Source organism: Pseudomonas sp. PDM15 (genome assembly GCF_014851565.1).
In the GTDB taxonomy this organism is placed as follows: domain Bacteria; phylum Pseudomonadota; class Gammaproteobacteria; order Pseudomonadales; family Pseudomonadaceae; genus Aquipseudomonas.
In genome coordinates this window covers 108464-132580 of the sequence record NZ_JACVAA010000008.1, presented here as the reverse complement: position 1 = coordinate 132580, position 24117 = coordinate 108464, and the positions used below count along the sequence as shown (strand labels likewise).

The following is a 24117-nucleotide window of genomic DNA, read 5'->3' as shown; positions in this document are numbered from 1 at the left end:
AGCACTTACTTGCGAAGCACCAGCAGAACATCCTCGAGCTCGGCAATCATCTGCCGGATCAGCTGCTTGTACTGGGTGGTGTCGTCCTTGGCTTCGTCGCCGGAGAGACGCTGACGCGCCCCGCCGATGGTGAAGCCCTGATCGTACAGGAGCGCTCGGATCTGGCGGATCATCAGCACATCTTGGCGCTGATAGTAACGACGGTTACCCCGCCGCTTCACCGGATTGAGCTGAGGAAACTCCTGCTCCCAGTAACGCAAAACATGAGGCTTGACGGCACAGAGGTCGCTGACTTCGCCGATGGTGAAGTAGCGTTTGCCAGGGATAGGCGGCAGCTCGTCGTTATGACTTGGTTCCAGCATATGCCTCTACTCTGGCCTTCAATTTCTGGCCCGGACGAAAGGTGACAACACGGCGAGCCGTGATCGGGATTTCTTCGCCTGTTTTCGGATTGCGGCCCGGGCGCTGACGTTTGTCGCGCAGATCGAAATTGCCGAAACCGGACAATTTGACCTGTTCGTTGTCTTCCAGCGCGTGGCGGATTTCCTCGAAAAACAGCTCCACCAACTCCTTGGCTTCCCGCTTATTCAGGCCAAGCTCTTCATACAGACGTTCCGCCATCTCAGCTTTCGTCAGAGCCCCCATACGCTACTTCCTTAACGTGGCGTTGAACCTTTCTTCCAGCGAGGTGATGATGTTTTGCGTAGTTGTATTCACCTCATCGTCGTTAAGAGTGCGCGATGGATGTTGCCAGGTCAAGCCAACGGCCAGGCTTTTTCTATGTGGATCAATGCCTTTACCGTGATACACGTCAAACAGTCTGAGGTCCGTCAGCCATTCGCCCGCGGCCTCGCGGATGGTGGCGAGCACGGCTTCGGCCGGTTGCTCGCGGTCCACCAGCAGGGCCAGGTCGCGGCGCACCTCGGGGAAGCGTGACAGTTCGCTGAACGCCGGCATGCGCCCGGTCGCCACTTCGGCCAGTACCAGCTCGAAGAGGAACACCGGCTGATCCAGACCCAGGGTCTTGGCCAGCTCCGGGTGCATCGCACCGAGGAAACCGACCAGACGCCCTTCCCGCTCGATACGTGCGGTCTGGCCCGGGTGCAGGGCCGGATGCTCGCCCGGCACGAAGCTGAAGGCATCGGCGGCGCCGGCATAGCCCAGCAGCGCTTCGACATCGGCCTTGAGGTCGTAGAAGTCCACGCTCTCACGACCGTTGGCCCAGGCTTCCGGCAGGCGGCTGCCGCTGATCACGCCCGCCAGCATGGCTTCCTGCTTCAGGCCTTCGAGCTGACCGATGAAGCGCAGGCCGCTCTCGAACAGACGCACGCGCGACTGCTGACGGTTGAGGTTGTGCTCCAGCGCCTTGACCAGGCCCGGCCACAGCGAGGAACGCATGGCGGCCATGTCGGCGGAGATCGGGTTGGCCAGCTGCAGCGGCGCCACGCCCGGGTTGAACAGCTCGAACAGCTTGGGATCGATGAAGCTGTAGGTGATGGCCTCCTGATAACCGCGCGCGACCAGCAGGCGGCGCAGGGCCGGCAGCTCGGCACGGGCCTCGGCCTTGGCCTGCGGGGCCAGGCGAGCCTGCGGGTAGCGCACCGGCAGACGGTTGTAGCCGTACAGGCGACCCAGCTCTTCGATCAGGTCCACTTCCAGGCTGATGTCGAAGCGATGGCTCGGCACGCTGACCTGCCACTGGCCGGCGCCCTGGGCGACGGTGCTCAGGCCCAGCGCGTTGAGCAGGCGCTCGACCTCGGCGTCGTCCATGTCCATGCTCAGCATCTGACTGATGCGCTCGGCACGCAGGGTGATCGGCGCGACGTTTGGCAGGTCGGTAGCGCTGGCCACTTCGATGATCGGACCGGCTTCGCCGCCGACGATCTCCAGCAGCAGTGCGGTGGCGCGTTCCATGGCATTGCGCGCCAGCTGCGAGTCCACGCCACGCTCGAAGCGGTGCGAGGAATCGGTGTGCAGGCCATAGGAGCGAGCCTTGCCGGCCACCGAGATGGTGTCGAAGAAAGCGCTTTCCAGGAACAGGTCGCGAGTCTTGTCGCTGACGCCGCTGTGCTCACCACCCATCACGCCGGCGATGGCCAGGGCGCGGTTGTGGTCGGCGATCACCAGGGTGTCGGCGCGTAGGCTGACTTCCTGGCCGTCCAGCAGGACCAGCTTCTCGCCCTCTTCCGCCATGCGTACGCGGATGCCGCCGTTGATCTCGGCGAGGTCGAAGGCGTGCATCGGCTGGCCGAGTTCGAGCATCACGTAGTTGGTGACGTCGACGGCGGCGTCGATGCTGCGGATGTCGGAACGACGCAGGCGCTCGACCATCCACAGCGGGGTCGACTTGGACAGGTCGACATTGCGGACTACGCGGCCCAGGTAACGTGGGCAGGCCTCGGGGGCCAGTACTTCGACCGGGCGCACTTCGTCATGCGCAGCCGCGACAGGGACGACGGATACAGTCGTTACCGGAGCGGCATAGATAGCGCCGACTTCGCGGGCCAGACCGGCCAGCGACAGGCAGTCGCCGCGGTTCGGGGTCAGGCCGATCTCGATGCTGGCATCGTCCAGACCGAGGTATTCGCGCAGGCTCTGGCCAACCGGGGCGTCCGCCGCCAGCTCCATCAAGCCGTTGTTGTCCTCGCTGATCTGCAGCTCGGAGGCCGAGCAGAGCATGCCCTGAGACTCCACGCCGCGCAGCTTGGCCTGCTTGATCTTGAAGTCGCCCGGCAGCTCGGCGCCGATCATGGCGAAGGGAATCTTGATACCGGCGCGCGCATTGGGCGCGCCGCAGACCACCTGGAAGGTGGCACTGCCGTTGCTGACCTGGCATACGCGCAACTTGTCGGCGTCCGGGTGCTGTTCGGCGCTGAGGATCTCGCCCACCACCACGCCGCTGAACTGGCCGGCGACCGGGATCACGGCGTCCACTTCCAGGCCGACCATGGATAGGCGGGCCACCAGCTCGTCGCGCGAAACTGCCGGGTTCACCCAGCTGCGCAGCCACTGTTCACTGAATTTCATGCTGTCTGTTCTCCTTAAGCGAATTCGATACGGGTCATGCGGCCTAGCGGAATTGCGCCAGGAACCGCAGGTCGTTATCGAAGAACAGGCGCAAGTCGTTGACGCCGTAGCGCAGCATGGCCAGGCGCTCGACACCCATGCCGAAGGCGAAGCCGGAGTATTTCTCCGGATCGATGCCGCTCATGCGCAGCACGTTCGGATGCACCATGCCGCAGCCCATCACTTCCAGCCAACCGGTCTGCTTGCACACGCGGCAGCCCTTGCCGGAGCACATCACGCACTGCATATCGACTTCGGCCGATGGCTCGGTGAAGGGGAAGAAGGACGGACGGAAACGCACGCCCAGCGGCTTCTCGAAGAACACCCGAAGGAATTCCTCGATGGTGCCCTTGAGGTCGGCGAAGCTGATGCCCTCGTCGATCAGCAGACCTTCGACCTGGTGGAACATCGGCGAGTGGGTGATATCGGAGTCGCAGCGGTACACGCGGCCGGGGCAGACGATGCGGATCGGCGGCTGCTGCGATTCCATGGTGCGCACCTGTACCGGCGAGGTGTGGGTGCGCAGCAGCATATTGGCGTTGAAATAGAAGGTATCGTGCATCGCCCGCGCCGGGTGGTGGCCGGGGATGTTGAGGGCTTCGAAGTTGTGGTAGTCGTCTTCGACTTCCGGACCCTCGGCCACGTTGTAGCCGATATGGGTGAAGAACTGCTCGACGCGCTCGAGGGTGCGGGTGACCGGATGCAGGCCACCGGAGGCCTGGCCACGGCCAGGCAGGGTTACGTCAATACGCTCGGACGCCAGCTTCTCGGCGAGCAGAGCCTGCTCAAGCACGGATTTGCGGGCGTTCAGGGCGTCCTGAACCTGATTCTTGGCAGCGTTGATCAAGGCGCCAGCCTGCGGACGCTCTTCGGCCGACAGCTTGCCCAGGGTCTGCATCAGGGCGGTCAATTCGCCCTTCTTGCCGAGATACTGAACCCGGAGCTGTTCCAGGGTGTTCACGTCTGCGGTGTTTTGCACGGCCTCAAGCGCTTGCGAGACCAATGCATCCAGGTTTTCCATGTACGGACTCCAGATACGAAATAGGGGAAGAGCTTGAAGGCTCTTCCCCTATCTTTGACGTTGCCACCGGGCGAGCCCGGTGATTGTCGGGGGACTTAAGCCAGAACGGCCTTAGCTTTCTCGACAATCGCAGCAAACGCCGCTTTTTCGTTCACTGCCAGATCGGCCAGAACCTTGCGGTCGATTTCGATCGACGCTTTTTTCAGGCCAGCGATCAGACGGCTGTAGGACAGACCGTTGACGCGAGCACCAGCGTTGATACGAGCGATCCACAGAGCACGGAACTGACGCTTGCGCTGACGGCGGTCACGGTAGGCGTATTGGCCTGCCTTGATCACAGCCTGCTTGGCAACGCGGAACACGCGCGAACGTGCGCCGTAGTAGCCCTTGGCGAGTTTCAGGATTTTTTTGTGACGAGCACGAGCGATAACGCCACGCTTAACACGAGCCATGAGTAATTACCTCTAAATATCTTGACCGAATTAACGAACGCGCAGCATGCGCTCGACTTTTGCCTTGTCCGACGGATGCATCAGTTCGCTACCGCGAAGTTGACGCTTACGCTTGGTGGACATTTTGGTCAGGATGTGGCTCTTGAAAGCGTGCTTGTGCTTGTAGCCGGCAGCAGTTTTCAGGAAACGCTTAGCCGCGCCGCTTTTGGTTTTCATCTTTGGCATGTTTGGTACTCCGCATTCATTAACAACTGATAACCATCAGGCCTGCCAGTGCCCGGGAGGTTATTTACGCTTCTTGGGAGCGATGACCATCATCAGCTGGCGTCCTTCCAGCTTAGGATGCTGTTCTACGGTGCCGAGTTCGGCGAGGTCGGCTTCGACCCGCTTCAACAGCTCCATACCCAGCTCCTGGTGGGCCATCTCACGACCACGGAATCGCAAGGATACCTTGGCCTTGTCCCCTTCATTAAGGAAACGTACCAGGTTGCGTAGTTTTACCTGGTAATCCCCTTCTTCCGTCCCTGGACGAAACTTGATTTCTTTGATCTGCTGCTGGTGCTGGTTCTTCTTCGCGATAGCAGCTTGCTTCTTCTTCTCGAACAGGTGCTTGCCGTAGTCCATGATGCGGCAAACTGGCGGGACTGCATCAGCCGAGATCTCTACCAGATCCAGCTTCGCCTCTTCGGCGATGCGCAGTGCCTCATCAATCGAAACAATGCCAACCTGCTCGCCATCCGCGCCAATCAGGCGGACTTCACGTGCGGTGATGTTCTCGTTGATCGGTGCCTTTGGGACGGCCCGCTTATCCTGTCTCATTTCACGCTTAATAATGATTACTCCGAATCTTGGCGACCACGCCGGGAAACCGCTTGCTTGAGCTGTTCGGCGAATTGTTCCAGAGGCATGGAGCCCAGGTCGACACCTTCGCGGGTACGCACAGCAACGGATCGTGTCTCAACTTCCCTGTCGCCAATAACCAGGAGATAGGGAACCTTGAGCAAAGTATGCTCGCGGATTTTAAAGCCGATTTTTTCGTTTCTCAAGTCGGACTTGGCACGGAACCCGCTTTGGTTGAGAGTTTTCTCGACTTCCAGGGCAAAATCGGCCTGCTTGTCGGTGATATTCATGATCACCGCCTGGACCGGAGCCAGCCAGGACGGGAAGGCACCGGCGTAGTGCTCGATCAGCATGCCGATGAAGCGTTCGAAGGAGCCGAGAATGGCACGGTGCAGCATGACCGGACGAATACGGCTGTTATCTTCGGCGATATAGCTGGCATCCAGGCGCTCCGGCAGGTTCGGATCGTACTGCAGGGTGCCGCACTGCCAGTTACGCCCCAGGCAGTCTTTGAGGGTGAACTCGATCTTCGGACCATAGAAGGCGCCCTCACCCGGCTGATATTCCCACTCCAGACCCGACTCGTTCAGCGCATCGGCCAGCGCACCTTCGGCGCGATCCCACAGCTCGTCGGAACCTACACGCTTGGCCGGACGAGTGGACAGCTTCATCGAGATATCGGAGAAGCCGAAGTCGGAATACACCTGCAGAGTCAGCTTGATGAAGTCGGCCGCCTCTTTCTTCACCTGCTCCTCGGTGCAGAAGATGTGCGCGTCGTCCTGAGTGAAGCCACGCACGCGCATGATGCCGTGCAGCGCGCCGGACGGCTCGTTGCGGTGGCAGGCGCCGAACTCGGCCAGGCGCAGCGGCAGGTCACGGTAGGACTTCAAACCCTGATTGAAGATCTGCACGTGGCACGGGCAGTTCATCGGCTTCACCGCGTAGTCGCGGTTTTCCGAATTGGTGGTGAACATGTTCTCGGCGTAGTTCGACCAGTGACCCGAGCGCTCCCAGAGAATGCGGTCGACCACCTGCGGGGTGCGCACCTCTACATAGCCATGCTCGCGCTGCACCTGGCGCATGTACTGCTCGAGCACCTGGTAGACGGTCCAGCCAGCCGGATGCCAGAACACCATGCCTGGGGCTTCTTCCTGCAGGTGGAACAGGTCCAGCTGCTTGCCAATGCGGCGATGGTCACGCTTCTCGGCCTCTTCGATACGCTGGATATAGGCAGCCAGCTGCTTCTTGTCCGCCCAGGCGGTGCCATAGATGCGCTGCAGCTGCTCGTTCTTCGAGTCGCCGCGCCAGTAGGCACCGGAAATCTTGGTCAGTTTGAAGGACTTGAGGAAGCGCGTATTGGGCACGTGCGGGCCGCGGCACATGTCGACGTATTCTTCGTGGAAGTACAGACCCATGGCCTGCTCGTCCGGCATGTCGTCGATCAGGCGCAGCTTGTATTCCTCGCCACGCGACTTGAACAGCTCGATGACCTCGGCACGCGGAGTCATCTTCTTGATGACGTCGTAATCCTTGTCGATCAGCTCAGCCATGCGCTTTTCGATGGCTGCCATGTCTTCAGGCGTGAAGGGACGATCGCTGGCGATGTCGTAATAGAAGCCTTCCTCAATCACCGGCCCGATCACCATCTTGGCGTTCGGATAGAGCTGCTTGACCGCGTGACCGACCAGGTGCGCACAGGAGTGGCGGATGATCTCCAGCCCCTCTTCGTCCTTCGGCGTGAGAATCTGCAGGGTGGCGTCGCTTTCGATCAAGTCACAGGCGTCTACCTGCCTGCCGTTGACCTTGCCGGCCAGGGTGGCCTTGGCCAGACCGGCGCCGATGGACTGAGCCACCTCGAGCACGGAAACGGGACGATCAAACGAACGCTGACTGCCGTCGGGAAGAGTAATGATGGGCATGGCGCCTCCTCTCCTAGTGGTGACCCCTACCAAAGGTCACGTGGGTTGGGATGAGCCAGGAAGCGATCCGGCGATATGCCTGCCAGACGATGGCAGGAGCCTTGCGGCAAACCGGGACAGACCGCAGTCACTGGAGGTAAACGAATCGCGGATGCTTCCAGAAAGCCGCAGCCCTGACAAGCAGCCAATAAAAAAGGGGTCGTATGTACGACCCCTTTCGGATTTGGTAGGCACAATTGGACTCGAACCAACGACCCCCACCATGTCAAGGTGGTGCTCTAACCAACTGAGCTATGTGCCTGCAATGGAGGCGCATTTTAGGGAGATCCGCCGGAGTGTCAACATCTTTTTCGCTAAGCCTCTGAATAAACGGATTTTTTGCTGCACAGCCAAGCGTTAAAAATTTTGCACGGAGGCTAGCCGGCGCATTTTGACTCGGGTAGCATCGGCTCATTCCGTAAAAAATAAAGAACATAGGTTCAAATATGGCGCACACACCCTATCCCCAGTCCTACTACGCCGCTTCGGCCAATCCTGCTCCGCAGCGCCCGGCCCTGCAGGGCGAGACCGAGACCGATGTCTGCATCATCGGCGCCGGCTATACCGGCCTCTCCACCGCCCTGTTCCTGCTGGAGAATGGCTTCAAGGTCACCATCGTCGAAGCCGCCAAGGTCGGTTTTGGTGCCTCCGGCCGCAACGGCGGACAAATCGTCAACAGCTATAGCCGCGACATCGACGTGATCGAACGCACCGTCGGCCCGAAACAGGCCCAACTGCTGGGGCAGATGGCCTTCGAAGGCGGCCGCATCATCCGCGAGCGTATCGCCAAGTACGACATCCAGTGCGACCTGAAGGATGGCGGCGTGTTTGCCGCCAACACTCCCAAGCACATGAAGCACCTGGAATCGCAGAAGAAGCTGTGGGAGCGCTACGGCCACACCCAGCTGGAGCTGCTGGACGAGAAGCGCATCCGCGAAGTGGTGGACACCGACAGTTATGTCGGCGGCATGCTCGACATGAGCGGCGGCCATATCCATCCGCTCAACCTGGCTCTCGGCGAGGCAGCGGCCGTGGAATCCCTCGGTGGCATCATCTATGAGCAGAGCCCGGCGGTCCGCGTCGAGCGCGGCGCCAACCCGGTGGTGCACACCCCGCAAGGCCGGGTGAAGGCCAAGTTCGTGGTGGTGGCCGGCAACGCCTACCTGGGCAACCTGCTGCCGGAGCTGGCCAGCAAGTCCATGCCCTGCGGCACCCAGGTGATCACCACCGAGCCGCTGTCCGACGCGCAGGCCAAGAGCCTGCTGCCGCAGGACTACTGCGTCGAGGACTGCAACTACCTACTCGACTACTACCGTCTGACCGCCGACAAGCGTCTGATCTTCGGCGGCGGCGTGGTCTACGGCGCACGCGATCCAGCGAACATCGAGGCGATCATCCGGCCGAAGATGCTCAAGACCTTCCCGCAATTGAAGGACGTGAAGATCGATTTCGCCTGGACCGGTAACTTCCTGCTAACCCTGTCGCGCCTGCCGCAGGTCGGCCGCCTCGGCGACAACATCTACTACTCCCAGGGCTGCAGCGGCCATGGCGTGACCTACACCCACCTGGCCGGCAAGCTGCTGGCGGAAACCCTGCGCGGCCAGGCCGAGCGCTTCGACGCCTTCGCCAGCCTGCCGCACTACCCGTTCCCCGGTGGTCGCCTGTTCCAGGTGCCGTTCAGCGCCCTGGGCGCCTGGTACTACAGCCTGCGCGACAAGCTGGGCGTGTAACCTCGCTACAAACGAAAACGGCGCCTCAGGGCGCCGTTTTTTATACCGCTCTCCGCTCACAAGGCGAGGATGGCCTGGGCCAGCTGCATGTCGTTCACCTGCAGCTCCGGCAGCTTGCCGCGAATGTGCTGGAAGGCCGCCTCCAGGTGAGCGCCACGAATGTCGCCCTGGCTGGCGACGAAGCTCGCGGCATCATCCTTGGCCTCGCGCACTACCTTGTCATCACCAAACGAGGACGAGGTCACGTCGCTGGTCCCTTCGACCGTATTGACCATACCGTCGGTAGTCACCACGAAACTGGTGGCTGCCGCCTGCAGGCTGAAACCAAGAGCCAGCGCCGCCAGCCAATATTTGCTTTGCATGAGTGTCATCTCCCTATCGAACCGAAACGCTGAACCCAGAATAGCAGCCGTCCGGATCGGCTGTCGCCAACTGCGGTAGAATGCCGGCCGTTTCCACATTCACGCAGCGCCCCATGTCGACCTCCCCGCAACGCCCAGAACCCTCCCGCCGCTTCTCCGTGGCTCCGATGATGGACTGGACGGATCGCCACTGCCGCTACTTCCTGCGCCAGCTCTCCAGCCAGGCCCTGCTGTATACCGAGATGGTCACCACCGGGGCACTGCTGCACAACGATGCCGCGCGCTTCCTGCGCTACGACGAGTGCGAGCATCCGCTGGCACTGCAGTTGGGCGGCAGCAATCCGGCCGACCTGTCAGCCTGTGCGCGCCTGGCTGAAGAGCATGGCTACGACGAGGTCAACCTGAACGTCGGTTGCCCCAGCGATCGAGTGCAGAACAACATGATTGGCGCCTGCCTGATGGGCCACCCGCAACTGGTGGCCGACTGCGTCAAGGCCATGCGGGACAAGGTCCAGATCCCGGTCACGGTCAAGCACCGCATCGGCATCAACGGCCGCGACAGCTACGCCGAGCTGTGCGACTTCGTTGGCACCGTGCGCGACGCCGGCTGCACCAGCTTCACCGTGCATGCGCGCATCGCCATTCTCGAAGGCCTGTCGCCCAAGGAGAACCGCGAGGTGCCGCCGCTGCGCTACGAAGTAGCCGCGCAGCTCAAGCGAGATTTCCCGGAGCTGGAGATCGCCCTCAACGGCGGCATCAAGACCCTCGAAGAATGCCGGCAGCACCTGCAGACCTTCGATGGTGTGATGCTGGGCCGCGAGGCCTATCACAACCCCTACCTGCTGGCGCAGGTCGACCAGCAACTGTTCGGCCAGGACAAACCGGTGATCAGCCGCGCCGAGGCGCTGACCCGCATGCGCCCCTACATCGAGAAGCACATTGCCGAGGGCGGCGCCATGCACCACATCACTCGCCACGTACTGGGCCTGGCGCAGGGTTTTACCGGTGCCCGCCGCTTCCGCCAGCTGCTCTCGGTGGACGTGCACAAGACCCAGGATCCGCTGGCCCTGCTCGACCAGGCCATAGAACTGCTCGTTGGCCACTGAAAAGCCCGCGCCAGACGTTGAAGCAGCCCGCTCGGCTCGGGTAAGGTCGGGGTCATGCAACGACAGGGCCTCGTCATGACCTCCAAGCTGGACCAACTCAAGCAGTTCACCACCGTGGTCGCCGACACCGGTGACCTCGACGCCATCAGCCGCCTCAAGCCGGTCGATGCCACCACCAACCCCTCGCTGCTGCTCAAGGCCGCATCCCTGCCCCGCTACAGCGAGCTGCTGGATCAGGCGGTCGGCGGCTGCGCCGGCGACCTGGGCCTGGCCTGCGACCGCTTCGGCGTGGCCGTTGGCCAGGAGATCCTCAAGGTGATTCCGGGGCGTATCTCCACCGAGGTGGATGCCCGCCTGTCCTTCGACACCCAGGCCACTCTGCGCCGCGCCGAGCGCATCATCGGGCTGTATGACCAGGCCGGCATCGGGCGCGAGCGCGTGTTGATCAAGATCGCTTCGACCTGGGAAGGCATCCGCGCCGCGGAACAACTGGAAAAGACCGGCATCCAGACCAACCTGACCCTGCTGTTCTCCTTCGCCCAGGCCGTTGCCTGCGCCGATGCCGGCGTGTTTCTCATCTCGCCCTTCGTCGGCCGCATCTACGACTGGTACAAGAAGGCCGAGGACCGCGACTTCGTCGGCGCGGAGGATCCAGGCGTAATGTCCGTCTCGCGCATCTACCAGTACTACAAGGCCAATGGCTATCCGACCGTGGTGATGGGCGCCAGCTTCCGCAACCTGGGACAGATCGAGCAGTTGGCCGGCTGCGACCGCCTGACCATCAGCCCGGAGCTGCTGCAACAGCTAGCCGACGACCAGGGCGAGCTGCCGCGCATCCTTACCGCCGGTACCGGCGAAGCACGCCAGCCGCTGGACGAAAAGGGCTTCCGTTGGGCCATGAACGAAGACGCCATGGCCACCGAGAAGCTAGCCGAAGGCATCCGCCTGTTCGCCCGCGATCAGGAAAAGCTGGAGGCACTGCTCGCCGCGCGGCGCTGATTCGAAGACAACAAAAAGGGCGATCTCCCTGCGGAGATCGCCCTTTTTCATGCCTCAGTGAATGCTCAACTGCGCTCCAGCGCGTTCACCAGATCATGGAAGGCCTCGCGGTTGGAGTCGTTCAGCCCCATGAGGATACGGTGCGCTTCCAGTACCTTGGCCTTGACCACTTCTTCCGACTGGTCCTGCGAAGGCAGATCGCTCAGGCACTCCGGACACGGAATCGGACGGTCGACGATATTGAACACCTGATCGAAGCCCATCGACTGCAGCAGGCGCGTGATGTCCTCGTGGGTCGTGACCACGGTGGGCAGCAGGCCGATCTTTTGCCGGGACAGGATGGAGAGCTTGGCCAGCAGACCAAGCGTGGTGCTATCGATGCTGCGGGTTTCCGTAAGATCAATGACGATCGCCGAAAAATTCAGCGCCGTGAAGATTTTCTCGATCGTTGCATCCAGCGCCGAACACAAGGTCAGGCGGACTTCACCGACAAACTTCAGGACGAACGTACCGTCCTGCTCGGCGAACTGGATCCTACCGGGGCTATTCCCAGGATTCATGCAAGGTTCCTGCTCAACACCAGCAAGGCAATATCATCCGGCATATCACGCAGATTGGCCAGCCCGAACACCTGGCGCAACCCGTCGAGAGTGCCTCCCGCCTCGCTGATCAGTCTGGGCAGCGCGGCTTCCTTTTCTTTGAGCGTATCGCCGGGCAAAAGGTCCAGAATGCCGTCGGACATCAGGCTCAGGCTGAAGGACTGCGGCAACTGCATCACCAGATCGCTGTAGGTGGCCTCCTCGAACAGTCCCACCGGTAGGCCGCGGCCCTCCAGATAGCTAGCCTCGCCTTCGCTGTACAACACCGGCAGGGGCAAATGGCCGCCGATGCTGTAGGTCAGCTTGCCGCTTTCCTCGTCGATCACGCCGCCGAGCATGGTCACGTGCTTGCCCAGCTTGCAGTTGATCAGGCCGCGATTGATGTGCCCGAGCACATCGGAAGGCTTGAACTCCGGCAGGATGCCGTTGCGCCGCCACTCATAGAGCAGGCGCGTGGTCATGAACTTGAGCAGCACGGTGACGAAGGCCGAGGACGCACCGTGGCCGGAAACATCGGCCAGATAGAAGGCTACGCGGCGCTCGTCCACTCGGAAGTAGTCGACGAAATCACCGGACAGATACAGCGACGGGATGATCTGGTGGGAAAACTCCAGGCCATCCACCTGCCATGGCGTCACCGGCAGCATGTTCATCTGCACCTGGCGCCCGGCGTTCTGGTCTTCCTGCAGCAGGTGCAGGCTGGCCTGCAGCTCGCGGTTGGCGGTTTCCAGCTTCTCGCGGTAGCGCTGGTTCTCCAGGCGCAGCTGGGAGCGATCCAGAGCGCGGCGGATCGAGTGCTCGAGTACGGCCAGGTCTTCCAGCGGCTTGATCAGGTAGTCGGCGGCGCCCAGCCGCAGGGCCTCGACCGCATCGCTCATCACCCCGGCGCCGGATACCACGATGACCGGGATTTCGCTGTTGATCACGTTGATCCGACGAATCAGCTCGAGGCCGTCGATCTGCGGCATGCGCAGGTCGCAGATGATCACGTCGGGCTGTTCGCGTTCGAACACTTCCAGCCCTTGCAGCCCGTTTCCGGCCTGCAGGACCTGGAAACCGCTGTCGTCGAGGTAGGCCGCGAGACTCGCTCGCACTACCTCGTCATCATCGATAAGCAGCAGCTTGGCGCTGGTTTTATGCATGGGCCATCCAGGCAAACGACGCCGGAGAGAAATTGAATTTGCCGTCCGTAACCAGGCAAAACACCTGTACTCGGACGATTCAAGGCGCAGACGGTACTCCCATCCGCCAGGCGATTCAAGCAGCCTGCCGATTGTCGCCGGGTGCCTTTACACCTCAAATCGACGGGGGTTATAAGACCCTCGGGGAGCGCCTTTACAACAAGAGGATAGGGTCCATGAGCCAGAACGATCGTGCCTACAGCGAGAAACGTGACTTCATCCGCATGCGACTGGAAACCCCGGTCATCCTTCACCACGCTGGCAAAGAAATTCCGGCCCAATGCCTCGACCTGTCCAGCACCGGCATGCAGGTAGAGGCCGACTGCCAGGTCGCCATGGGTGACCAGGTGAAAGTCCATATTCCCTCCGATCACAGCGAACTCAAGGGCCTGGAGGCCCAGACCGAGGTGGTACGCATCATCCCACTGGAAAACGGTCGAACCTCCATCGGGCTGGCCATCCTGTCGATGAGCTGAGTCCGGTGACGGAAACGAAAAAGGCGGCCCAGGGGCCGCCTTTTTTCATGGCGTGTGAGCGACTCAGAAGTCGTCCACCACCTCGCCGTCCTTCACGCGGAACTCGCGGTTCTGCAGGTAGGCGTTGCGGATGAAGATGTACTTGTCGCCGGAAACCATCTTCTCCGCCGACAGCAGGCTGGCGCGAGTATCGATCACGTTGACCGCACGGGTGACGTTGCGGGTCGGCACGTGGTCGATGTAGGGGTACGGGCCGAGGAAGCTGTCCGGAATCTTGGCCGGGGCGTCGCGCAGGCTGCTCGGGCCGAGCAGCGGCACCACCAGATACGGGCCGCTGCCCAGGCCCCAGGCGCCGAGGGTCTGGCCGAAGTCCTCGTCGCTGCGCTGCAGGCCCATCTCGCTGGCCACGTCGAAGAAGCCGAGCAGGCCGAAGGTGGTGTTGAAGATCAGGCGGCTGCCGTCGACGCCGGCATCATGCACCTTGCCCTGCAGCAGATTGTTGGCCAGGTTGGTCACGTCGCCGATGTTGCGGAACACATTGTGCACACCATCTTCGAAGAACTGCGGAGTAACCGCCTGGTAGCCCTTGGCGACGGGCTTCAACGCGTAGGTGTCGAGGGTGTCGTTGAAGCGGAAGATCGGGCGATTGAAGCCTTCCCAGGGATCTTCCTCCGCGGCATTCGCCGCCAGAGGCAGTACGGCCAGCACGGCGCAAGCGCACAGGCGGCCCAGACGATCGAGCCACTCGATCATTCGCATTTGCAGTCTCCCCATTGCATCAGTAGTGTGGCGGCCCCGCGGCCGACCAAGAATTCGCTCAGGCGGCGCAGTATAAACTTCGCCGCCTCGTATGGCAGCAGCATAGCGGAGTCCAGCATGTCGGATAAACGCCTCCTCCATACCGCCCATATTCCCGTGCGCTGGGGCGACATGGACAACTACGGCCACGTCAACAACACCGTCTACCTGGAATACGTCCAGGAAGCGCGGGTGGGCTGGTTCGCCAGCGTCGGCATCGACATCGACCACGCGCCGCAGGGCCCAGTGGTACTGCAGACCCTGCACACCTACCTGAAACCTGTGGTGCACCCAGCCACCCTGGTGGTCGAGCTGTACGCCGGCGCCGTGGGGCGCAGCAGCCTGGTGGTGGAACACCGCCTGAGCACCCTGGAAGACCCGCACACCTGCTACGGCGAGGGCTACTGCAAACTGGTGTGGATCGATCACGGCAGCAATGCCTCCGTCGCCGTGCCGGACGACGTGCGCCAGGTGATGGGCGCATAAGCCGTCACGGGAACGTCACAGGCGCTCGCTACCCTGCCCCGAATCCGTCGGGAAGCGAGTCGCCATGCCTGAGCCACAGTTCACCGCCCTGCTCTTCGGCCTGACCGGCTGCCTGGTCGACCACGGTGCCCGCACCCTGCCGGTCGCCCTGCAACACAGCGGCCTCGCCGATCCACACGATCCCGGACTGCTGTCCGCCCTGCTCGCCAGCGCTGCCGAGCGCGCGGAGGCCTTGCCGGGCGTGAGCGAGCTGCTGCAGCGTCTGCACAACCAGCGCCTGGCGCATGCCTGGCTGGACGAGCTGCCCGCCGAGGTGACTCACCAGCTGTCCAGCGCCCTGCCCCAGACTATACCCGCCGCCAACACCAGCACCGCGCGCCCCTGGCCGGCGCCGGACGCCATCTGGCAGGCGCTCGGCCAGCTGCGGGTAGAGCGCCTGGAAGGCTGCGTGCTGATCGCCAGCGAGCCACGCCTGCTGCAGGCCGGGCTGAATGCCGGGCTGTGGTGCATCGGTCTGGCCACCTGCGGTTCGCTGTGCGGCCTGGCCCTGGGCGACTGGCAGGCCCTGAGCGCCGCCGAGCGCGAGAAACTGCGCGCCCAGGCCACCCTGGAGCTCTATCGCCTCGGTGCCCATTCGGTGATCGACCATCCCGGCGAGTTACCGGCCTGCCTGCGCGACCTGGCCGTGCGCCGCAGCAAGGGCGAAAAACCCTGACACCCAAAACTTGTCCTGGATCAGGCAGGCACCGGCACCCTGGATTAACCTTCAAGCAGATGCAGCGAACCCGGAAGCAAAGACCGGGTCCACTCTGCGGTAGCCACGAAGGAGACGACCATGTCCGTACGCCTGCAGCAACACTTCCAGCAACTGCGCGAGGAACTCGCCGTCGAGGGCCCGCTGGACGCGGATGACCGTGCCGCGCTGCTCGAACTGATGCAGGAGATCGACCTGAAACTGGCCCAGGAACTGGCCAGCGACCCCGACGCCACCCTGGTGGACGGCGTCAACCTGGCAGTCGAGCGCTTCGAGAGCCAGCACCCCACTCTCACCGGCACGTTGCGCAATATCCTGCAGAGTCTGGCCAATATGGGCATCTAGCCTGGCCGGAAAACAAAAAGCCCGCATTTTCGCGGGCTTTTTCGTTACTGGCGTACCAGCCGACGGTTATCCGGCGTAATCGCCTCGGTGCTGCGGTAGGGGTTGATGTCCAGCCCGCCACGGCGCACGTAGCGCGCGTACACGGTCAGCTTCTCCGGCTGCAGCAGATGCTGCAGATCGAGGAACACCCGCTCCACGCACTGCTCGTGGAAGTCCTGATGCTGACGGAAGCTCACCACATAGGCCAGCAGGCTCGCCGCATCCAGGCGCGGGCCACGGTAGTCGACCACCAGGGTTCCCCAATCCGGCTGGCCGGTGACCGGGCAGTTGGATTTCAGCAGATGGCTAAACAGCACCTCTTCCACCACCTCGTCGCCGCAGCGCAGCAGTTCCGGGCGTGGATGGGCATAGTCGCTCACCGCGATCTCCAGATCGTCGACGCAACGCCCCGGCAACGCGGCCACACCCTCGGCAGCCACTTCGTCCAGGCCGCGCACGCGCACCGCCACCGGCGCACCGGCGCAGGCCGACAGGTCGCGCGTCAGCACCGCCTCGACCTCGGCCGCATCGGCGTAGGCGGTCTGATTCAGCGAGTTGAGATAGAGCTTGAAGGACTTGGATTCGATGATATTCGGCGAGTCGGCCAGAATGGCGAACTCGCCAATAGCCACCACCGGCTTGCCAGAAGGAGTCAGCCAGGACAGCTCGTAGCAGTTCCAGTAGTCCACACCTTGATACGGCAGCTTGCCGGCCACCAGGCCCAGCTCCGCCCACTTGGTGGTGCGGGAGATGGGGAACAGCAGCTCGGGAGCGTACTGGGAAACGTATTCGCTGGATTTGCCCAGCGGCGAGTGTTCGGCGGGATGCTGCATGACGGCGGCCTGGAAAGCGGAAAAACGGCGGGCATTGTACCCCATGCCCGCCACCCTCTCGTCACCCGTAGCCCGGATGCAATCCGGGAAGCAGGCAACTCCGCCCCCGGATTGCATCCGGGCTACAAAAGGGTCGGGGGTTCCCCTTTACAACCAGAACCTGATCCCCAGTACCCAGGCACCTTCCTCGTCATGCTCGCCCGCCGCACGCAGCCAGTCACCCGAGCGGCCATAGGTCTTTTCCCAGACATAGCCGACATAGGGCGAGAACTGCGGACTGACCCGGTAATGCAGACGCAGCCCGGCTTCCAGGGTGCTGCCACCGGCACCGATGCCCAGGTCGCGGTCGTCGTCCAGCGCCAGGTCGTACTCCAGCTTAGGCTCCAGGGCCCAGCGCTGGGTCAGCAGCAGCTCGTATTCGGCCTCCACGCGCAATGAAGTGTCGCCACGCTCGCTGAGGAACAGGTTGGCGTCCAGCTCGATCCACTGCGGCGCCAGGCCCTTCATGCCGAGCACCGCGTAGCTGCGGGCTGGCCCCGGCTGGTCGTCGTGACGAAGGCCGGCCTGCCAATCGAAGAACTCGCTGGCCATGCGCCGATAGAGCAGCTGGGTCTCGCTGGACTCGGAGGGCCCGCCGTCGGCGCGCTCGCCGCTGGTTTTCAGCACCGCCTTGTGCAGGTCATTGCCATAAGTGGCCTCCAGCTCCCAGGCCAGCGCCTGGTCGTCGCCATCGAAGCGTTGCTCCAGATGATCCACGGCCAGTTTGGCCACCGGCATGGCGTCCATGTGCGGTTCCATGGCCAATGCCGGGGTGGCCACCAGCAGGATCGGCAGCAGATTAATGGTGCGCATGTTCGTTCTCCTTGGCGGCCGGCTGCTCGCTGTAGAACGGCTGGGCACTGCCGTCCGGGGCCTCCACCACGATCTTGCGGAACATGCCGCTGGCCATGTGGTAGATCAGGTGGCAGTGGAAGGCCCACTCGCCCATGGCATCCACCGGTACGTCCACCTCCAGGCTCTGCGCGGGCGCCACGTTGACCACGTGCTTGAGCGGGTTGAAGCGACCATTGCCCTTGTCGAGTTGCATCCACATGCCGTGCAGGTGCATGGGGTGGTTCATCATGGTCTGGTTGACGAAGCGGAAGCGCACGCGCTCGCCGTACTTGAGGCGGATCGGCTCGGCCTCGGAGTACTTCACTCCGTCGAACGACCAGAAGTAGCGCTCCATGTTGCCGGTCAGCTTAAGCTCGATGGTACGGTCCGGCGCGCGATAGCCGGCCGCTGGGCGCATGGCCTTGAGATCGCCGTAGACCAGCACGCGCCCGCCATCGACCGGCTCGGGGGCAATGCCGCTGCCGGTGGCGTAGTCCGGGTTGCCGGCGAGGGCTATGGCCGAATGATCCATGCCGGCCATGGAGGAATGATCCATACCCGCCATCTGCGAGTGATCCATGCCTTTCATGGCCGAATGGTCCATCCCTGCCATCGCGCCATGATCCATCCCCGCCATATCGTGGCTCATGCCCATGTCGGCCATGCTCAGCAGGCGCGGCGCGCGCAGCGGTGGCACCTCGGCGCGCATGCCGTCGCGCGGCGCCAGGGTAGCCAGGGCCTGGCCGCGGCGGTCCATGGACTCTGCGACCAGGGCGTAGGCTTTATCTTCCTTGGGCTGGACGATCACATCGTAGGTCTCGGCCACCGCCATGCGCAGCTGGTCGACCACCACCGGTTGCACATCGTTGCCGTCGGCCTGCACCACGGTCATCGCCAGGCCCGGAATGCGCAGGTCGAAGTAGCTCATGCCGGAGCCGTTGATGATGCGCAGGCGTACCCGCTCACCTGGTTTGAACAGCGCCGTCCAGTTCTGCTCGGCGTCGCGGCCGTTGACCAGGAAACGGAAACCGCCGACATCGGCGATGTCGGTCTTGGCCATGCGCATGCTGCCCCAGTCCCAGCGGTCCCTGAACGTAGCGGAGAGGCCATCTCTAGTCACATCGCGGAAGAAGTCGCCCACCGTCTGCTGCTGGTCGTTGTAATAGTCGGCCTGCTTCTTCAGGTTGGCCAGGGTGCGCTCGGGCTTCTCGTCCTGCCAGTCGAACAGCAGCACGGTGTACTCGCGGTCGTAGCGGTACGGCTCGCGCCCCTTGGGCTCGATGATCAGCGGGCCGTACAGGCCCTCCTGCTCCTGGAAGTCGGCATGGGCGTGGTACCAGTAGGTGCCGGACTGGTTGAGGGTGAAGCGGTAGGTGAAGGTCTCGCCGGGCGCGATGCCGGGGAAGCTGATGCCCGGCACGCCGTCCTGGGTGTAGGGCAGGATGATGCCGTGCCAGTGCAGCGCGGTCATGCGATCGAGCTTGTTGGTGACGGCGATCTCCACTTCCTCGCCTTCCTGGAAGCGCAGCTCCGGCGCCGGGCTCTGGCCGTTGATGGTCAGCGCCGGGCGGCTACCGTCACTGAAGCGCACCTCTCCCTCGTCGATCACCAGCTCGTAGCGCCCGGCCTGGGCGCCCAGGCTCAGACCGAGCAGTGCGCACATCAGCAGGCGCCTCACGGCTGCACGTTCAGCTTGCCGGCCATGCCGGCCTGGTAATGCCCCGGCAGATTGCAGGCGAACTCCAGGCCGGTGGCCTTCTTGAAGGTCCAGGTCAGCTCGGCGCTCTTGCCGGCGGGAACCATCACGGTATTCGAGTCGTCATGGGCCATCTTGCCGTGGTCCATGCCGGCCATGCCCTGCCCCATCTTCGAGTGATCCATTTTCGAATGGTCCATGGGCTGGATACCGTTCTCACCGATCATGCCCATCTGCTGCATCATCAGCATGTGCTTCTGGTGCTCGGCGTGCATGGCAGCGTCGCCCAGGCTGAACTCGTGGAGCAGGTTGCCGTGGTTCTTCAGCACGAAGCGCACCGTCTCGCCGGCCTTGACCTGTACCGAGGCCGGCTCGTAGTACATATCGCCCAGCACTATCTCGACGGTGCGGGCGGCCTTGGCCGCCGCGGCCGGTTGGCCAAAGGCGAAGTGGCCGCCATCGGCCAGGGCCGGCAGGCTGAAGGCACAGAGCAGCGGCAGGAACAAACGTGCGGACATGGTCAAACTCCCTTGAGGTTGTGTCGCCACTCTAGAAAGCCACCGCTGGCGCTAAGCTGACGCGAAGATTACATCTCTGTCAGCTTCGCCCCGCCCGCCCCTGTCCTGACGTATAAAGCCGACTGCCAATGCCGTGAGCTCCATATGAAACTGCTTATCGTCGAAGACGAACCCAAGACCGGCCAATACCTGCGCCAGGGCCTGAGCGAGGCCGGCTTCGCCGTGGAGCTGGCCCAGGAAGGCCTGAGTGGCGAGCACCTGGCCCTGACCGGCGACTTCGACCTGCTGATCCTCGACGTGATGCTGCCCGGCCGCGACGGCTGGCAGATCCTCGCCAACGTGCGCGCAGCGGGCCTCGGCGTGCCGGTGCTGTTCCTCACCGCGAGGGACGCCGTGGAAGACCGGGTGCGCGGCCTGGAGGCCGGCGCCGACGATTACCTGGTCAAGCCGTTCGCCTTCACCGAACTGCTGGCGCGGGTGCGCACGCTGCTGCGCCGCGGCGCCAGTACGCCGCAGGAACACCAGCTGCAGCTGGCCGACCTGTCCCTCGACCTGCTGCGCCGCCGTGCCGAGCGTGCCGGCAAGCGCATCGAACTGACCGCCAAGGAATTCGCCCTGCTGGAACTGCTGCTGCGCCGCCAGGGCGAAGTGCTGCCCAAGTCGCTGATCGCCTCGCAGGTGTGGGACATGAATTTCGACAGCGATACCAACGTCATCGAGGTGGCCATCCGCCGCCTGCGTGCCAAGGTCGACGAGGGCTTCACCGCGCCGCTGATCCATACGGTGCGCGGCATGGGCTATGTGCTGGAGGCGCGCGCCTGATGTCCCTCGCCAACCGCCTGGCCCTGCTCTTCGCCGCCTGCGCCGCCGCCGTGGCGCTGGTCGCCGGCGCCCTATTCACCCGCGCCAGCGAGGCGCACTTCGTCGAGCTGGACCAGCAACAGCTGCAGGGCAAGCTGGCGGTATTCGCCGAGCTACTGCAGGGTGTTACCAATACCGAGAGCCTGGCCGCGCGCCGCCCACAGCTGGAGCAAGAACTGCAGCGCCACCCCGAACTGGCCCTGCGCATCCAGGGCGTGGACGGTCAGCTGTGGTTCACCAGCCAGCCGCTACTGGCTCACCTGCCGCAGGGCGATGAGCAGATCGGCCGCTGGCAGCACCAGGGCACCGATTTCCGCGTGATCGAGGAGCAACTGGACGGCGGCCTACGCCTCAGCCTGCTGCTGGATATCACCCACCACCAGCACTTTCTGGCGCAGATGCAGCGGCTGATCTGGCTCTGCGTCGGCCTCTCGGCCCTGGCCACCGCGCTGCTCGGCGCCTGGGTCGCCCGCCGCGGCCTGCGCCCTCTGCGGCGGATGACCGATGTGGCGCGGCAGGTCTCGGCCCGATCGCTGACCGCGCGACTGCCGCTAGACGGCACTCCTCACGAACTGCGCGAGCTGGCCGAGGCCTTCAACGCCATGCTGGCCCGCCTGGAAGACGCCTTCGCCCGCCTCTCGGCATTCTCCGCCGATATCGCCCACGAGCTGCGCACGCCGCTGTCCAACCTGCTGACCCAAACCCAGGTCACCCTCGGCCAGCCGCGCGAGCTGGAGGAATACCGCGAGGCCCTGCACTCCAACCTGGAGGAGCTGCAACACCTGGCGCAGATGGTTGGCGACATGCTCCTGCTGGCCAAGGCCGAGCACGGCCTGCTGCAGACCCAGCGGGAAAGCCTGGAACTGGGCGCCGAGCTGGCCGCCCTGGCCGAATACTTCACCCCACTGGCCGAGGATGCCGAAGTAACCCTGCGGGTCTCCGGCCAGGCCGCGCTCAGCGCCGACCGCGGCCTGCTGCGCCGCGCCCTGAGCAACCTGATGGACAACGCCCTGCGCTTCACCCCCAACGGCGGCGAGCTGCACCTGAATACGGCCAGCTCGGGCGCCAGCATACGCATCGAAGTGGCCAACCAGGGCCCGGAGATTCCCGCCGCGCTGCGCGAGCGCCTGTTCGACCGCTTCTACCGCGCCGACCCGGCCCGCCGCGAGGGCAATGCCGAACATGCCGGCCTCGGCCTGGCCATCACCCGCTCCATCGTCCGCGCCCACGGCGGCGAGATCCGCTGCGAATCGGCCGAGGGTTGGACGCGCTTTATCCTGGAGTTTCCCGGCCAGGCGTAGGCTTCGCCCGCACCGCAGCGCGCGGGTGCTGCAGGCCCAGCGCCCCCAGCCCACAAGCTGCCGTCAACTGCATCGGCACCGCTACCCCAGCCGCAAGCGCGTCTTGATAGGAAGATCGTAAACAGGCTCAGGGGCAACCCGCCTGCTGCGCAAACATCTTGCGAAAGGCCGCTGGCGACGAGCCGACACGCTGCTGGAACAGGCGGCGAAACGAGTTGCTGTCTTCATAGCCCACCCTGGCAGTGATGCTTTCCAGGCTCAGTTGCGTCGTTTCCAGCAGATGCTTGGCTTTTTCCAGGCGCAGCGCCTGCAGATAACCCAGCGCGGTGTAGCCCGTTGCCTCGCGGAAACGCCGCTTGAAGTTGCGCTCGCCAAAGCCGAAGCGCTCGGCCAGTTCGGCGATCTGGATGGGCTGATCGAAGCGCGCCTCCATCCAGTTCTGTACCCGCAGGATGGCCTCATCGCCGTGCTGCTTGGGCATCGACCAGAGCACGTAGGCGGACTGCTCGCTGCGCACGTTGTCGAGCAGCAGATAGCGACTGCACTGCTGGGCCAGTTCGAGCGAGGCGAAGCGGCGGATCAGGTGCAGCAGCAGATCCATCGCCGCACTGGCGCCAGCGCCGCTGATCAGGCGCTCGCTCTCGCAGATGATCCGCCGCTCATCCAGTAGCACCTGCGGATAGCGGCGGCGGAAAAAGTCGGCAAAGGCCCAGTGGGTGGTTGCCGGCACGCCATCGAGCAAGCCGGCCTCGGCAAGCATGAAGCTGGCCGTGCACATCGCCGCGATAAACGCGCCCTGGGCATGCTGCTGTCGCAGCCACGGGGCGTACTGCGCCAGCGCCGGCAAGGCCTCCCGCAGGCTGAAGAGAAAGCCCGGAACCAGCACCAGATCGGTTCGCCTGACCTCGGCCAGCGCTGCATCCACCTGCAGGCTCCGCCCCGTCGGGCTCGCCACCGGGCTGCCGTCGAGGGAAGCGACAATCACCGTGAACGGCGGTTTGTCGGCTTCGGCAAAACGATTGGCCGCATCCAGTATCTCGAGCGCCAGACTGGCGCTGGCAATAGAGCATTGGTCGGCCAGCAGTAGCGTCACATGCATACAAGACTCCATTGCATATATCGCATGTAATAAGTCATTTCTGCACCTACCTTAGCGTAAAGAGCCTGACTAGAGTGCGCCCTCACTCAAGCAGGTGTCTTTTCATGAATCTCTGGTTCCGTCTCATCTGGATGCTGCTGCACCGTTCCTGGCGCCGCCCGGTGCCAGGCCTGGCCACCACGGTCGTCCGGTTGCGTGTGTGGCCGCTGGATCTGGACTTCAACCGGCACGTCACCAATGGCCGCTACTTCACCCTCGCGGATGTCGGGCGCATGGATTACGTGCTGCGCAGCGGCGCCTATCGAGTTGCCCTGCGCCAGCGGGCGCTGCCCATCGTTGGCGACGTGTGGGGCAAGTTTCGTCGGGAGCTGCGGCTGTTCGAAGCCTTCGAGATCCACACCCGCATGCTGGGCTGGGATGCCAAGTGGAGCTTCGTCGAGCACCGCTTCGTCAAGGATGGTCGGGTGCTCGGCGTGGTCGTCATGCGCGGCCTGTTCCGTGGCCCCAAGGGCAACGTGTCACCGGCAGAGTTCGCCCGCGAGCTGGGCCTGGCCGAGCAGTCACCGCAACTGCCGGGCTGGCTGAGCGACTGGTCGTCGAGCTGTGACCAGTTGAGCAGCCAACTGCGCGGCGAAGAGCAACCGCCCGCCTGAGGTGACAGATGCGGGAACCGTCCTGCGCACGCTGCCTTCTTTGGGCGGATCAAAGCTGAGCGCGGGCAGAT

Annotated in this window: 27 protein-coding genes and 1 tRNA gene; 10 read left to right on the top strand and 18 right to left on the bottom strand. The window is 63.5% G+C overall.

Features of this window, described 5'->3' with window-relative positions; translation table 11 throughout:
• Window positions 1-5 precede the first annotated feature (5 nt).
• From IB232_RS20685 to IB232_RS20645, 9 genes are all read right to left on the bottom strand, one after another.
• Entirely contained in the window at window positions 6-362 is a 357-nt protein-coding gene (locus tag IB232_RS20685) for a MerR family transcriptional regulator (RefSeq protein WP_043310659.1), read from the bottom strand.
• On the bottom strand, window positions 343-645 hold the full coding sequence (gene ihfA / locus IB232_RS20680) for an integration host factor subunit alpha (protein WP_002553164.1): 303 nt from the start codon (window positions 643-645) through the stop codon (window positions 343-345). The genes IB232_RS20685 and ihfA overlap by 20 nt, the downstream gene beginning before the upstream one ends.
• Before the next feature lie 3 nt (window positions 646-648).
• Complete coding sequence (pheT, locus tag IB232_RS20675) at window positions 649-3027, bottom strand: phenylalanine--tRNA ligase subunit beta (RefSeq protein WP_192400438.1); 2379 nt, start codon at window positions 3025-3027, stop codon at window positions 649-651.
• 43 nt (window positions 3028-3070) lie between these two features.
• On the bottom strand, window positions 3071-4087 hold the full coding sequence (gene pheS / locus IB232_RS20670; RefSeq protein ID WP_192400437.1) for a phenylalanine--tRNA ligase subunit alpha: 1017 nt from the start codon (window positions 4085-4087) through the stop codon (window positions 3071-3073).
• A gap of 95 nt (window positions 4088-4182) precedes the next feature.
• A complete protein-coding gene (rplT, locus tag IB232_RS20665; protein WP_003243409.1) occupies window positions 4183-4539 on the bottom strand; it encodes a 50S ribosomal protein L20 in 357 nt (118 codons plus the stop codon).
• A gap of 30 nt (window positions 4540-4569) precedes the next feature.
• Window positions 4570-4764 carry a 50S ribosomal protein L35 gene (rpmI, locus tag IB232_RS20660; RefSeq protein ID WP_021701550.1) on the bottom strand — a complete coding sequence of 65 codons (195 nt, stop codon included), beginning with the start codon at window positions 4762-4764 and terminating at the stop codon, window positions 4570-4572.
• Between the two features lie 60 nt (window positions 4765-4824).
• Window positions 4825-5376, bottom strand: a complete 552-nt coding sequence (gene infC, locus IB232_RS20655; RefSeq protein ID WP_192400558.1) for a translation initiation factor IF-3 — start codon at window positions 5374-5376, stop codon at window positions 4825-4827.
• On the bottom strand, window positions 5376-7298 hold the full coding sequence (gene thrS, locus IB232_RS20650; protein ID WP_192400436.1) for a threonine--tRNA ligase: 1923 nt from the start codon (window positions 7296-7298) through the stop codon (window positions 5376-5378). Before thrS ends, infC begins: the two co-directional genes overlap by 1 nt.
• A 224-nt stretch (window positions 7299-7522) precedes the next feature.
• Window positions 7523-7599, bottom strand: a tRNA-Val gene (locus tag IB232_RS20645).
• 184 nt (window positions 7600-7783) lie between these two features.
• Here IB232_RS20645 and IB232_RS20640 point away from each other — a divergent pair.
• On the top strand, window positions 7784-9067 hold the full coding sequence (locus IB232_RS20640; RefSeq protein WP_192400435.1) for an NAD(P)/FAD-dependent oxidoreductase: 1284 nt from the start codon (window positions 7784-7786) through the stop codon (window positions 9065-9067).
• 56 nt (window positions 9068-9123) lie between these two features.
• On the opposite strand, the gene IB232_RS20635 is transcribed toward IB232_RS20640, so the two are convergent.
• Window positions 9124-9429: a DUF2388 domain-containing protein gene (locus IB232_RS20635; protein ID WP_192400434.1), complete on the bottom strand. Its 306-nt coding sequence runs from the start codon at window positions 9427-9429 to the stop codon at window positions 9124-9126.
• 113 nt (window positions 9430-9542) lie between these two features.
• On the opposite strand from IB232_RS20635, the gene dusA reads away from it, so the two are divergent.
• Window positions 9543-10535 carry a tRNA dihydrouridine(20/20a) synthase DusA gene (gene dusA / locus IB232_RS20630; protein WP_192400433.1) on the top strand — a complete coding sequence of 331 codons (993 nt, stop codon included), beginning with the start codon at window positions 9543-9545 and terminating at the stop codon, window positions 10533-10535.
• A gap of 75 nt (window positions 10536-10610) precedes the next feature.
• On the top strand, window positions 10611-11534 hold the full coding sequence (tal, locus tag IB232_RS20625) for a transaldolase (protein WP_192400557.1): 924 nt from the start codon (window positions 10611-10613) through the stop codon (window positions 11532-11534).
• Window positions 11535-11599: 65 nt separating this feature from the next.
• Here the strand turns inward: tal and rssC are convergent, their stop codons facing one another.
• Together rssC and rssB are read right to left on the bottom strand one after the other, a co-directional pair.
• Entirely contained in the window at window positions 11600-12094 is a 495-nt protein-coding gene (rssC, locus tag IB232_RS20620) for an anti-sigma factor antagonist RssC (protein WP_137971969.1), read from the bottom strand.
• Window positions 12091-13275 (bottom strand): two-component system response regulator RssB, encoded by a 1185-nt coding sequence (rssB, locus tag IB232_RS20615; RefSeq protein WP_192400432.1) that lies wholly within the window; start codon window positions 13273-13275, stop codon window positions 12091-12093. The genes rssC and rssB overlap by 4 nt, the downstream gene beginning before the upstream one ends.
• Window positions 13276-13490: 215 nt before the next feature.
• Between rssB and IB232_RS20610 the strand changes: the two genes are divergently transcribed.
• Window positions 13491-13790 carry a PilZ domain-containing protein gene (locus IB232_RS20610; RefSeq protein WP_137971967.1) on the top strand — a complete coding sequence of 100 codons (300 nt, stop codon included), beginning with the start codon at window positions 13491-13493 and terminating at the stop codon, window positions 13788-13790.
• Window positions 13791-13853: 63 nt separating this feature from the next.
• Here the strand turns inward: IB232_RS20610 and IB232_RS20605 are convergent, their stop codons facing one another.
• Entirely contained in the window at window positions 13854-14549 is a 696-nt protein-coding gene (locus IB232_RS20605) for a VacJ family lipoprotein (protein WP_192400431.1), read from the bottom strand.
• A gap of 117 nt (window positions 14550-14666) precedes the next feature.
• Here IB232_RS20605 and IB232_RS20600 point away from each other — a divergent pair, with 117 nt between their 5' ends.
• From IB232_RS20600 to IB232_RS20590, 3 genes are all read left to right on the top strand, one after another.
• Window positions 14667-15074 (top strand): acyl-CoA thioesterase, encoded by a 408-nt coding sequence (locus IB232_RS20600; protein ID WP_192400430.1) that lies wholly within the window; start codon window positions 14667-14669, stop codon window positions 15072-15074.
• Between the two features lie 64 nt (window positions 15075-15138).
• Window positions 15139-15789 carry an HAD family phosphatase gene (locus IB232_RS20595; protein WP_192400429.1) on the top strand — a complete coding sequence of 217 codons (651 nt, stop codon included), beginning with the start codon at window positions 15139-15141 and terminating at the stop codon, window positions 15787-15789.
• Between the two features lie 120 nt (window positions 15790-15909).
• Window positions 15910-16173, top strand: a complete 264-nt coding sequence (locus tag IB232_RS20590; RefSeq protein WP_192400428.1) for a DUF4404 family protein — start codon at window positions 15910-15912, stop codon at window positions 16171-16173.
• 44 nt (window positions 16174-16217) lie between these two features.
• Here IB232_RS20590 and queF read toward each other — a convergent pair whose 3' ends face one another.
• The 4 genes from queF to IB232_RS20570 all read right to left on the bottom strand — a co-directional run bounded on the left by queF (window position 16218) and on the right by IB232_RS20570 (window position 20132).
• A complete protein-coding gene (queF, locus tag IB232_RS20585; protein ID WP_192400556.1) occupies window positions 16218-17045 on the bottom strand; it encodes an NADPH-dependent 7-cyano-7-deazaguanine reductase QueF in 828 nt (275 codons plus the stop codon).
• A gap of 147 nt (window positions 17046-17192) precedes the next feature.
• The gene (locus tag IB232_RS20580; RefSeq protein ID WP_192400427.1) at window positions 17193-17897 is read right to left on the bottom strand and encodes a copper resistance protein B; all 705 of its coding nucleotides are present in this window, start codon (window positions 17895-17897) and stop codon (window positions 17193-17195) included.
• The gene (locus tag IB232_RS20575) at window positions 17884-19581 is read right to left on the bottom strand and encodes a copper resistance system multicopper oxidase (RefSeq protein ID WP_192400426.1); all 1698 of its coding nucleotides are present in this window, start codon (window positions 19579-19581) and stop codon (window positions 17884-17886) included. The genes IB232_RS20580 and IB232_RS20575 overlap by 14 nt, the downstream gene beginning before the upstream one ends.
• Before the next feature lie 11 nt (window positions 19582-19592).
• Window positions 19593-20132 (bottom strand): plastocyanin/azurin family copper-binding protein, encoded by a 540-nt coding sequence (locus IB232_RS20570; RefSeq protein ID WP_192400425.1) that lies wholly within the window; start codon window positions 20130-20132, stop codon window positions 19593-19595.
• Between the two features lie 144 nt (window positions 20133-20276).
• Between IB232_RS20570 and IB232_RS20565 the strand changes: the two genes are divergently transcribed.
• Both IB232_RS20565 and IB232_RS20560 read left to right on the top strand, forming a co-directional pair.
• Window positions 20277-20954 (top strand): heavy metal response regulator transcription factor, encoded by a 678-nt coding sequence (locus IB232_RS20565; protein ID WP_192400424.1) that lies wholly within the window; start codon window positions 20277-20279, stop codon window positions 20952-20954.
• Window positions 20954-22294, top strand: coding sequence for a heavy metal sensor histidine kinase (locus IB232_RS20560; protein WP_192400423.1), 1341 nt, complete (start codon window positions 20954-20956; stop codon window positions 22292-22294). The genes IB232_RS20565 and IB232_RS20560 overlap by 1 nt, the downstream gene beginning before the upstream one ends.
• A 127-nt stretch (window positions 22295-22421) precedes the next feature.
• On the opposite strand, the gene IB232_RS20555 is transcribed toward IB232_RS20560, so the two are convergent.
• Window positions 22422-23393, bottom strand: coding sequence for a GlxA family transcriptional regulator (locus tag IB232_RS20555; protein ID WP_192400422.1), 972 nt, complete (start codon window positions 23391-23393; stop codon window positions 22422-22424).
• A 104-nt stretch (window positions 23394-23497) separates the two neighbouring features.
• Here IB232_RS20555 and IB232_RS20550 point away from each other — a divergent pair, with 104 nt between their 5' ends.
• Window positions 23498-24046 (top strand): thioesterase family protein, encoded by a 549-nt coding sequence (locus IB232_RS20550; protein ID WP_192400421.1) that lies wholly within the window; start codon window positions 23498-23500, stop codon window positions 24044-24046.
• Window positions 24047-24117 lie beyond the last annotated feature (71 nt).

Excerpts from the sequence above, each read along its gene's own strand:
- IB232_RS20685 (WP_043310659.1), bottom strand. The coding sequence starts at position 362 with ATGCTGGAACCAAGTCATAACGACGAGCTGCCGCCTATCCCTGGCAAA.
- ihfA (WP_002553164.1), bottom strand. The coding sequence starts at position 645 with ATGGGGGCTCTGACGAAAGCTGAGATGGCGGAACGTCTGTATGAAGAG.
- pheT (WP_192400438.1), bottom strand. The coding sequence starts at position 3,027 with ATGAAATTCAGTGAACAGTGGCTGCGCAGCTGGGTGAACCCGGCAGTT.
- pheS (WP_192400437.1), bottom strand. The coding sequence starts at position 4,087 with ATGGAAAACCTGGATGCATTGGTCTCGCAAGCGCTTGAGGCCGTGCAA.
- rplT (WP_003243409.1), bottom strand. The coding sequence starts at position 4,539 with ATGGCTCGTGTTAAGCGTGGCGTTATCGCTCGTGCTCGTCACAAAAAA.
- rpmI (WP_021701550.1), bottom strand. The coding sequence starts at position 4,764 with ATGCCAAAGATGAAAACCAAAAGCGGCGCGGCTAAGCGTTTCCTGAAA.
- thrS (WP_192400436.1), bottom strand. The coding sequence starts at position 7,298 with ATGCCCATCATTACTCTTCCCGACGGCAGTCAGCGTTCGTTTGATCGT.
- IB232_RS20640 (WP_192400435.1), top strand. The coding sequence starts at position 7,784 with ATGGCGCACACACCCTATCCCCAGTCCTACTACGCCGCTTCGGCCAAT.
- IB232_RS20635 (WP_192400434.1), bottom strand. The coding sequence starts at position 9,429 with ATGCAAAGCAAATATTGGCTGGCGGCGCTGGCTCTTGGTTTCAGCCTG.
- dusA (WP_192400433.1), top strand. The coding sequence starts at position 9,543 with ATGTCGACCTCCCCGCAACGCCCAGAACCCTCCCGCCGCTTCTCCGTG.
- tal (WP_192400557.1), top strand. The coding sequence starts at position 10,611 with ATGACCTCCAAGCTGGACCAACTCAAGCAGTTCACCACCGTGGTCGCC.
- rssC (WP_137971969.1), bottom strand. The coding sequence starts at position 12,094 with ATGAATCCTGGGAATAGCCCCGGTAGGATCCAGTTCGCCGAGCAGGAC.
- rssB (WP_192400432.1), bottom strand. The coding sequence starts at position 13,275 with ATGCATAAAACCAGCGCCAAGCTGCTGCTTATCGATGATGACGAGGTA.
- IB232_RS20610 (WP_137971967.1), top strand. The coding sequence starts at position 13,491 with ATGAGCCAGAACGATCGTGCCTACAGCGAGAAACGTGACTTCATCCGC.
- IB232_RS20605 (WP_192400431.1), bottom strand. The coding sequence starts at position 14,549 with ATGCGAATGATCGAGTGGCTCGATCGTCTGGGCCGCCTGTGCGCTTGC.
- IB232_RS20600 (WP_192400430.1), top strand. The coding sequence starts at position 14,667 with ATGTCGGATAAACGCCTCCTCCATACCGCCCATATTCCCGTGCGCTGG.
- IB232_RS20595 (WP_192400429.1), top strand. The coding sequence starts at position 15,139 with ATGCCTGAGCCACAGTTCACCGCCCTGCTCTTCGGCCTGACCGGCTGC.
- IB232_RS20590 (WP_192400428.1), top strand. The coding sequence starts at position 15,910 with ATGTCCGTACGCCTGCAGCAACACTTCCAGCAACTGCGCGAGGAACTC.
- queF (WP_192400556.1), bottom strand. The coding sequence starts at position 17,045 with ATGCAGCATCCCGCCGAACACTCGCCGCTGGGCAAATCCAGCGAATAC.
- IB232_RS20580 (WP_192400427.1), bottom strand. The coding sequence starts at position 17,897 with ATGCGCACCATTAATCTGCTGCCGATCCTGCTGGTGGCCACCCCGGCA.
- IB232_RS20575 (WP_192400426.1), bottom strand. The coding sequence starts at position 19,581 with ATGTGCGCACTGCTCGGTCTGAGCCTGGGCGCCCAGGCCGGGCGCTAC.
- IB232_RS20570 (WP_192400425.1), bottom strand. The coding sequence starts at position 20,132 with ATGTCCGCACGTTTGTTCCTGCCGCTGCTCTGTGCCTTCAGCCTGCCG.
- IB232_RS20565 (WP_192400424.1), top strand. The coding sequence starts at position 20,277 with ATGAAACTGCTTATCGTCGAAGACGAACCCAAGACCGGCCAATACCTG.
- IB232_RS20560 (WP_192400423.1), top strand. The coding sequence starts at position 20,954 with ATGTCCCTCGCCAACCGCCTGGCCCTGCTCTTCGCCGCCTGCGCCGCC.
- IB232_RS20555 (WP_192400422.1), bottom strand. The coding sequence starts at position 23,393 with ATGCATGTGACGCTACTGCTGGCCGACCAATGCTCTATTGCCAGCGCC.
- IB232_RS20550 (WP_192400421.1), top strand. The coding sequence starts at position 23,498 with ATGAATCTCTGGTTCCGTCTCATCTGGATGCTGCTGCACCGTTCCTGG.